This window comes from Enterococcus nangangensis (genome assembly GCF_005405245.1).
GTDB lineage: Bacteria > Bacillota > Bacilli > Lactobacillales > Enterococcaceae > Enterococcus_J > Enterococcus_J nangangensis.
On record NZ_BJDR01000042.1, the window covers coordinates 1 to 8,388 of the forward strand.

Sequence of the window (8,388 nt, forward strand, 5' to 3'; positions counted from 1 at the left end):
TTTGTGGTTAAAAACATTGTACCGTATCAGGCACTCATATGGCCTTTTCTTTTTACACAATTATATGGACTTTATCGAGAAAAGTTTGGCTATTTTATTCTTCGGTATTTTTCACGCCATTAAATAATAAGTTTAAAACAATGGCGGTCAAACTACTCATGACAATACCGTTACCGGTAAACATTTGTAAAGTTGCTGGCATTTGACCAAAGATTTGGGGATAAATGTTAAAGCCTAAACCAAAGCCGATGGAAATGGCGATAATTAATAAATTTTTGTCGCTGGCAAAATTTACTTTACTTAACATCCGCATACCTTGAACCGCAACCATACCAAACATTACTAGCATGCCGCCCCCTAAGACAGGTTCAGGGATGACTTGTGCCCAGGCGCCAATTTTAGGGAAGAGTCCTAAGATGACTAAGAAAGCACCAGAAAAATAAATTGGTTTCCGCGTTTTAATGCCAGAAAGTTGGACAAGACCGACGTTTTGGGAAAAACCGGTATAAGGGAACGTATTGAAAATACCCCCAAGAATAACCGCTAGACCTTCAGCACGGTAACCTTTTTTCAATTCTTCTTTGCCAATATTTTTACCAGTGATATCGCCTAGCGCAAAGTAAACGCCGGTGGACTCTACCATGGAAACAATGGAAATAATAATCATTAAGAGAATGGACCAAATATCAAAAGTGGGTTTACCAAAGTAAAAAGGTTGAGGCAAGTGGAAAATAGGTGCGGCTGAAACTGCTGCGGTATCCACCATACCCATTATGGCGGCCAACAACGTTCCCCCCAATAACCCAATCAAGACAGCAATGGAACGAATAAAACCTTTGCCAAAAACTTGGATAATGACGATTAAACCAATTGTCACAAAAGCCAACAATAAGTTTTTACCATCCCCAAAGCTAGCTGCACTGGCATCGCCCCCGCCCATTTTGGTAATGGCCACGGGAATCAAGGTTAACCCAATCACGGTAATGACTGTACCGGTTACTAACGGCGGAAATAATTTTTTCACTTGTGAAAAAGCGCCAGCGATTAACACGACGAAAAGTCCGGCAACAATAATCGCCCCATACATCGCCCCCACACCTTTTTGCGAGCCAATCAAAATTAAAGGACTCACGGCTTGAATGGCACAGCCTAAAACCACCGGCAAACCAATTCCAAAGAAACGATTCACGGTTAATTGTAATAAAGTCGCCACGCCACACATAAAAATATCAATAGCAATCAAGTACGTCATTTCTTGTTGGCTAAAGTTTAACCCTGCGCCAATTAATAAAGGTACGGTCACGGCGCCAGCGTACATCGCCAATAAGTGCTGCAGACCTAAGACCGCAGCTTTTGAATTTTGTTGCGTTTCCATCTTTTCCATTCTCCTCCTACTACTTCATAGTAAAAAAATTCCGCCTCTTTGACTAAGCAAAAAGACGGCCGGAAACTTGGACGCTTTTTGCTTATAGTCCCAAATTTACGGTTTGGGGTAGAAACTGTCAGCCTTATCCTGACGATATATAAGCAAGAATTTATTTATCGCTATTATCAAGGGTTAAGATTAAAACTAGCCATCATGAAACCCTTTTCTTACTAAAAATATTATCATTTTCTTAACAAAAGTAGTAATTTACCGAAAAAACCTTTGTCTTTCCCTGCAATTTTATTTTAAAAAAGTAGTGATGCAAAAAAGTATTCGGGTTTAAATGCTAAAATACTGCACAACTTTTACAAAGTCCTTATCTTTTCGTCACATTTTCTTCACGATTCTTGGTTATAGTATAAGCATCCCAACAAAACCAAACCCTTTTTCATTTTTACTCCTCCAAAGTAAAAAAATTAGCTCGCCGCAAACGGAAATTGCGGCGAGCTTTTTTAATCGTTCGCTATTTAATCTTCTGGCAAGTAAAAGCTACGGTTGTCCATGCCAAAAATACGTTCACCAAAAGTTCCTGGGGTGGTTTGTTTCAAAGCGGTCCGCATCATTTGAATGGATGCGTCAAGGTTATCAATTTGGTGTAAGACTTCAGCTTCCATAATCCGCGGCCGAATGGGTGAGCCGTATTCTAATAAGCCGTGGTGACTAATTACCATATGGCGTAAAATCACCACATCTTCGTCAGCCGGATCGATTTTTAAAACTTGGCAAGCTTTGATAATTTCTTCATCTACTAAGACAATATGGCCTAACAAATTACCGGCTAGCGTATATTCCGTAGACATGGCGCCTGTCAATTCAAAAACTTTTCCTAAGTCGTGCAAAATAACGCCCGCATACAATAAAGAAGGATTTAGCTCTGGATATTCTTTACAAATACTTTGGGCTAAGTGCAACATGCTTAAGGTATGAAATCCTAAGCCACCATAAAAAGCGTGGTGGTTTCTTTTAGCGGCGGGAAATTCTACAAAGTCATTTTGGTACTGATTGAGTAAGTAGCGGACGATGCGGTTCCAATGAGCATTTTCAATGGTAAAAAGCGCTTGGTTCAACTCTTCAATCATGGCCTCTTTAGTCATTGGTGCCCTTTCCACGTAAAGTCCTGGTTGGAAAGGTTCGTTTTGGTTAGCAACGCGCAAATGTAAAATTTTAACTTGCGGATTGCCGTTATAAACTTCTCGTTTGCCATTCAATAAGACGACTTGGCCAGCGACAAAGCGTTGAATTTCATCTTCGGCGGCATCCCAAAACTTGCCATCAATCGTTCCAGAAGTATCTTGAAACGTAAAAGCAATAAATTTTTTGCCGTTTTTAGCTAAGCGGACATCGGCATTTTTAATCAGCACAAAGCTTTCAAAAGTTTCATCCACTGTTAATTCTTTAAGTTTTTTCATAGCGTTTCTCCTAACGTTTGGTACGATAGCTGACGGTGGGCAAATTGTTGTTGCAACTGGGCATCACTAGTGAGCAAAATAATTTGGTGCTGGCTACTTAAAGCCAGTAGGCAAGTGACTAAAGCCTCTTTGCGATTGGTATCGTAACGCAACCAGCCATCGTCAATTATAACAGGAAGTCCCAAGTTTTGCCCCCCTATCTGGAAAAAAGCACAGCGGAAAGCTAAAAAGAGTTGATCTTTGGTGCCTGAGGAGAGATCTTTTAACTCCCACAGTTGGCCCAAGACATCTTGCAGTCGTAATTCCTCGCCTTTTAATAAGATACGCAAGTAATGGCCTTGCGTTAGCTGGCTTAAAAATTTTCCCACCGCTTGTAGAAGTTGAGGCAGCCGTTGCTCGCTGAGTTCTTTGCCTAAGTCTTCCATTAAGCTCACCGCTACTTGTTTCGTGCCATAGCTGACAGCAAGTTCGTAGATTTCAGCGGCCAAGTTGGCTCTATTTTGTTCTAACTCTTGTAAGGTCCCGTCCTGTACTAAATACTCGCTATTGACCCGGACGTTTTCTAACGTTTGCTGCAACTGGGAAATCTCATCTTTCGTGGTGGTGATTTGGTCACTAACGTCTTCAGTCGCTACTACATCCTCGGGGCTAGCTCCCAAGGCTAATAATTGGGCTTGGAGTTTTTCTTTGCGCGCCAAAGCAAACCGTTGTTGCCGCAACTCTTCAACTTTTTCTGACCACTGATATAAATAGGTTAGGCCTACTTGTTGTAGTAAAGGTGCGGCCTCACTTTCGAGGGCTTGTGCTTTTTGTTGTTGCGTATAGATACGTTGTTGTAAATTTTTAGCCCCGGCTTGACTTTGGGCAAAGGCGATTTGTCCCATACGTTCTTGAAAGCTTTGCAGCCACTGCCAACTCGTCAGTGTGGTATGGGTGGGTAAAAAGGGAACTTGTTGCGCCCATTTCTTTTGAAATAATGCTTCTATTCCTTGCTGTCTTTGTAGTTCATAGGTTAAGTCCGTAATTTCTGTGACTAGACCTTGCCACTGGGTGACGGGATTTTCCGGCAATAACATAGCGGCTAAAGAAACATCCCCTAAGTGGTAACTTGCTTGAATTTCCGTAAATTCTTTTTCGTATTGCGCGCGCTTAGCAGCCAAGGGCTTAGCTAATGATTGTGGTTTACTTTTTAAATGTTGCCAATACTTGAAACCAGCACTAGCCAAAAGTAGTAAACTCAGGACTAATAGTGTGACCCGCCCGGCTCTTGGCAAAAAGAAACTGACCACGGCACTAAGGAGTCCTGCGCCCCCTAAAAAAATCGGTAAATTATTTTTTGCTTTAGGAGTTGGTGCATTAGTTAATTGTTGGTACTCCTGCAATGCCCGTTGTAATTGGGCGAGTTGTTCTGCTGAAAAAGTTTGCGGTGGCTCGTTTAACGAAAAGTGATATTTTGCTGTTAACACGTCCAGTTGTTGCTTTTTATCTGCCACTAACGCTTGAATTTCAGTTAAACGCCGCTGATTGGCTTCCACCGCCTCCCCACTTTGAAAAATTTCTTTTAAGAGGGCTTGATGAGTGGTATACCACTGATAATCTTGACTGTAGCCTTCTGGTACGCCACTTTGCTGTAAAAGCTCGTCTTCTAGCGCTTTGATTTGCCCACTAAGTTTTTGTTGTGCTTGAAAGAGTTCTTGGAGCTTTGCTTGCGCTGCCTCGGTCAATTGCGGTGGGCTAGCCTGAGAAACTTCGGCTAGTTCAGCTAGTAGTGGTGCCGCCAACTGGTGACGTTCAAAACGCGCTTGTGCTATTTCTAATGTTTTTAATGTTTCTTGTGCTTGTTGCAGTTTACTAGTCAGAGCTTGTGCTTGTTGCATAAGCTGCTGATACTGGCCAGTTAATTGCCGTTGCTGTTGAATTTTTACAAGGAGGGCTTCGTAGGTGGTTAACTTTTGATTGAGTAAAGGTTGACTGCCTTTTTTTAAGAAAATTTTGCGAGCGTCTTTATCCCAAACTTCGGCTAGTTGGAGAAAAACTTCAGAACCGGCTAACCCAAAAGAGAGCAATAATTTTTGCAAATCTTCTTCCCCTAGCGCTTTTCCTTCTTGTAATTGCTCTTGTTGAAAAGCAAAAACCGTTTGAAAACTTTCTTTGTTCCACGGACCGAGTATTTTTTTTAATAAAGCTTCATCCCCGGTTGTCCCTTGATCAATCAATAAGACTTGCGGCTTCTTCTCGTCTTTAAAGCGCTGAATCTCCACTTGACCGTATACCGTCTCTAACCAGAGTCGTCCGCCGTAACGGGCGCCACTTTTAGGGGTGAAGTCCCGCTGCCCTTTTCGTTTAGCTGGGAAACCAAAAAGCATCGCTAATAAAAATTGATACAAGGTGGACTTGCCTGCTTCATTTGCCCCATAAAAAAGTTGCAGTCCTTGATCAAAATCAAAGGTAGCTTCATGGTATTTCCCAAAACCGACAATTTCGGCTTTCACTAATCTCATGGTGTCCCCTCCCCTTGAAAATCAAATTCTGTTTGAATCAATTGAAGTCCCCCAGCCACCACTGCTGCTTGGTAATCGGCATCGCCGGCTAATAAATCCCGCAAAGTAGGTTGCGACCAAAGCTCCCCAAGTATTTCTTGTAAGACAGCCGGTTCTTGATAAAGTTTGCCATACTGTTGTAAAACTTCTGAGCTTAAGGGCAGTGGCAACTTTCCTTCTTTAACGTGTTGCAGGGTCAACTCTTGCATAAATTGTAAAAGGTCTTGCTCTTGGCACCACTGATTTAAGTAGCGCCGCAGATCTTGCCCATAGTTAGGATCTTGCCACTCGCTTAAATCATTATTGACCACTAAAGTTAGTTGCCAAATTTGCCAGTTTTTCTGAGCTTTCGTTCTTAAAAAATTTTGCAACTCTTGTAAATTTTCCGCCAAGGTGGTGCCAGTTAACGTTACCGTCTGCTGTCCAAAGCGAAGGGGCGCCACCGGAATAAACTTAAAATTAGCTTTTTCACCAATTTCGGCTAAGACGACCCCTTTGACTTGAGTTTCCTTTTTATTGTGACCTAAGGGGGTTCCGCCATAAATAATCGGCGGTGCAAATTGCAAAACGTCTGGCACGTGGATATGCCCTAAAGCGATGTAGTCATAGTGTAAATTTTTCAACGTTTCTAAACGAAAAGGCGCGTAATGTCCTTGGGTACTGTTCTCTCCGTGATAAATCCCAATCGTCGGTAAATTGGCTAATGTTTCTTTTGGGGGAAACGCAGCAGCAAGATTGCTCTCAAGCCACGGCTGTTGATAACTAAAACCCACCACTTGCAACTTGCCACTGGTTACCGGAATAATTTTAGTCGTCACCCTTTCACTGGTAAAAACGTGCACATTTTCTGGCCAGGAAAACCAAAATCGTTGCGGAGAATAGTAATCGTGGTTGCCAAAGGTTAAGGCTACTTGAATGCCTGCTTGTTTAAGATCAGCCATCCCCGTCATAAAAAGATGTTGCGTGGCAATGCTCACTTGGGGCGCATGAAAAGTATCCCCAGCAAAAATAACGAGCTCGACCTTTTCTTTAATGGCTACCTGGATAATATTTTGAAAAGTAGTTTGATTAGCCGTCAATAAAACCGCAGCTAAGGCTGGCGTTGGCTCGGTCAAGCCGCCAAAAGTTCGTTCTAAATGTAAGTCACTCACTTGGAGTATGCGCATGGTCCTCACCTCTTCTTCATGATACCATCCTAAAAAAAATTGACTAGGGGAACACCTCTTTTTCCAGCAAACGAAATAAAAATCCCTGCAAAAAATAGTCAGCAAAAACTACTTTTTACAGGAAAATTTTTATAGTTGGGTAGTACGAATTTTTAAAATACCTTCTAAAGTGGAGATATCTTCAATAACCCGCGGATAATTCAAATGATGCGGCAAATCCACCGTGTACAAATTAGTGTAGATGCGCCCCTCTTCTTTTGGCTCCATGGAAAAATTCACGTCAATGACTTTAATTTTATTCTTTTCAAAATACGTCTGAATTGCTTCTTGCGTCTCGGTTTTATGGAGATACTTGATTTCAATTTTTTTACTCATGGGGACGTGGCGCAACAAGCGATTAATTAACAGTAAAGCCATCAAAAGCCCCACGGTACCACTAACTGCAATCGGATAATACCCCATGCCACAGGCGATTCCTAGACCAGCTACTGCCCAGATGGAAGCGGCTGTTGTTAGACCCACGACGGAACGTTTCGTGACAATAATCGTGCCAGCTCCTAAAAAGCCGACACCACTCACCACTTGGGCAATTAGTCGTGCTTCATCAGAACGAATCACGCCGGCTAATTGCGGGAATGCTTGAGCTTGCGCTAAAGAGCTTAAGGCAATTTCTTGTTGAATTAAACCAATCACACAAGCCCCCATGCAGACTAGAATATGGGTTTTGGTACCTGCTGGTCGATTTTTAAATTCCCGCTCAAAACCAATCATGCCACCAATCAGTAGCGCTAGCCCTAGCCGCACTACAATATCTAACCAAGAAACTTCCATGGACAACGCCCCCTTTTCTTCTATTTTACCATTAATTTTTACGAATACTCAAAGAAGGCTAGCTTTTTTAGATAAAATACGGTACAATTATTTTTGCCGGAAACGGCTAGGGCAATGGCGAGACTACGAAGGGTGTCAGGTCTGGAAGGAAGCAGCACTAAGTTGTGCTTGCCATGTGCCTGAATTAAATAGTAAATTAAAAAGCCGATAGCGGCTTTTTTTATTTTTAAAGGAGATTTTTATGCGTAATGAAATGATGTTTCGACCCGTGGTGAATACGGATATTTTAGAATTTATGCGTTTTGGTCAAAAACCTTTAACTGGGATTTTAAAAGAAATTCAAGATGATGCTCGTAAGCGCAACGTGCCAGTGATTCCTCATGAGACGGTAGCATTTTTACAATTTTACTTGCGCAGCTTACAAGCTAAAAATATTTTAGAAGTGGGCACAGCCATCGGTTTTTCCGCCAGTCTGATGGCGACTACCTTACCTAAAGCTCACGTCACCACCATTGAACGTTATGATATGATGGCTAAAGAAGCCAACGAAACTTTTGCTAAAGTCGGCATTACAGAGCGGGTCACCTTATTGGAAGGACAAGCGGCTGACTTATTACCGACGCTACCTAAAGAAAGTTTTGATTTTATTTTTATGGACTCTGCTAAAGCAAAATACGTGGAATTTTTACCTTATTGTTTAGAACTCTTGACGGCAAACGGTGTCTTAATGATTGATGACGTCTTTCAGGCCGGCACCATCTTAAAACCGATTGAAGAAATTCCCCATAAAAATCACAGTATTCACCGCAATTTAAATAAGCTTTTCCAAACTGTTCATGAGGATCCAAAGCTAGCTAGTTGCATGCTACCTTTAGGGGATGGCGTGTTGTTGGTGCAAAAAGTGTAAAGAAAAAGAGCGCGACTCAACAGTCAGCGCTCTTTTTTGGCTCTATAATTTATTGGACTGATAGAAAATTCTATCGGTCCTTAATTTTTTTGAAAAAAAACAAAAAAAC

Annotated in this window: 6 protein-coding genes, 1 other RNA gene and 1 riboswitch; of the genes, 2 read left to right on the plus strand and 5 right to left on the minus strand. The window is 41.9% G+C overall.

Annotated elements, in window-relative coordinates; all coding sequences use genetic code 11:
- Positions 1-94 precede the first annotated feature (94 nt).
- The 5 genes from FFM57_RS09605 to FFM57_RS09625 all read right to left on the minus strand — a co-directional run bounded on the left by FFM57_RS09605 (position 95) and on the right by FFM57_RS09625 (position 7,372).
- Positions 95-1,384 (minus strand): nucleobase:cation symporter-2 family protein, encoded by a 1,290-nt coding sequence (locus FFM57_RS09605; RefSeq protein WP_137600304.1) that lies wholly within the window; start codon positions 1,382-1,384, stop codon positions 95-97.
- A gap of 65 nt (positions 1,385-1,449) precedes the next feature.
- Positions 1,450-1,547: riboswitch (purine riboswitch) on the minus strand.
- A gap of 346 nt (positions 1,548-1,893) precedes the next feature.
- Positions 1,894-2,835, minus strand: a complete 942-nt coding sequence (locus FFM57_RS09610; RefSeq protein WP_137600305.1) for a 3'-5' exoribonuclease YhaM family protein — start codon at positions 2,833-2,835, stop codon at positions 1,894-1,896.
- Positions 2,832-5,336, minus strand: a complete 2,505-nt coding sequence (locus FFM57_RS09615) for an AAA family ATPase (RefSeq protein ID WP_137600306.1) — start codon at positions 5,334-5,336, stop codon at positions 2,832-2,834. The genes FFM57_RS09610 and FFM57_RS09615 overlap by 4 nt, the downstream gene beginning before the upstream one ends.
- Positions 5,333-6,541, minus strand: coding sequence for a metallophosphoesterase family protein (locus FFM57_RS09620; protein ID WP_137600307.1), 1,209 nt, complete (start codon positions 6,539-6,541; stop codon positions 5,333-5,335). Before FFM57_RS09620 ends, FFM57_RS09615 begins: the two co-directional genes overlap by 4 nt.
- Positions 6,542-6,670: 129 nt before the next feature.
- On the minus strand, positions 6,671-7,372 hold the full coding sequence (locus FFM57_RS09625) for an MgtC/SapB family protein (protein WP_137600308.1): 702 nt from the start codon (positions 7,370-7,372) through the stop codon (positions 6,671-6,673).
- Between the two features lie 103 nt (positions 7,373-7,475).
- Between FFM57_RS09625 and ffs the strand changes: the two genes are divergently transcribed.
- Both ffs and FFM57_RS09635 read left to right on the plus strand, forming a co-directional pair.
- An RNA gene (gene ffs / locus FFM57_RS09630) (signal recognition particle sRNA small type) lies at positions 7,476-7,562 on the plus strand.
- 51 nt (positions 7,563-7,613) lie between these two features.
- A complete protein-coding gene (locus FFM57_RS09635) occupies positions 7,614-8,279 on the plus strand; it encodes an O-methyltransferase (protein ID WP_137600309.1) in 666 nt (221 codons plus the stop codon).
- Positions 8,280-8,388: the final 109 nt, after the last annotated feature.

What these genes read in the sequence shown, in the direction of transcription:
- FFM57_RS09605 (WP_137600304.1), bottom strand. Translation starts at nt 1,384, where the DNA reads ATGGAAAAGATGGAAACGCAACAAAATTCAAAAGCTGCGGTCTTAGGT.
- FFM57_RS09610 (WP_137600305.1), bottom strand. Translation starts at nt 2,835, where the DNA reads ATGAAAAAACTTAAAGAATTAACAGTGGATGAAACTTTTGAAAGCTTT.
- FFM57_RS09615 (WP_137600306.1), bottom strand. Translation starts at nt 5,336, where the DNA reads ATGAGATTAGTGAAAGCCGAAATTGTCGGTTTTGGGAAATACCATGAA.
- FFM57_RS09620 (WP_137600307.1), bottom strand. Translation starts at nt 6,541, where the DNA reads ATGCGCATACTCCAAGTGAGTGACTTACATTTAGAACGAACTTTTGGC.
- FFM57_RS09625 (WP_137600308.1), bottom strand. Translation starts at nt 7,372, where the DNA reads ATGGAAGTTTCTTGGTTAGATATTGTAGTGCGGCTAGGGCTAGCGCTA.
- FFM57_RS09635 (WP_137600309.1), top strand. Translation starts at nt 7,614, where the DNA reads ATGCGTAATGAAATGATGTTTCGACCCGTGGTGAATACGGATATTTTA.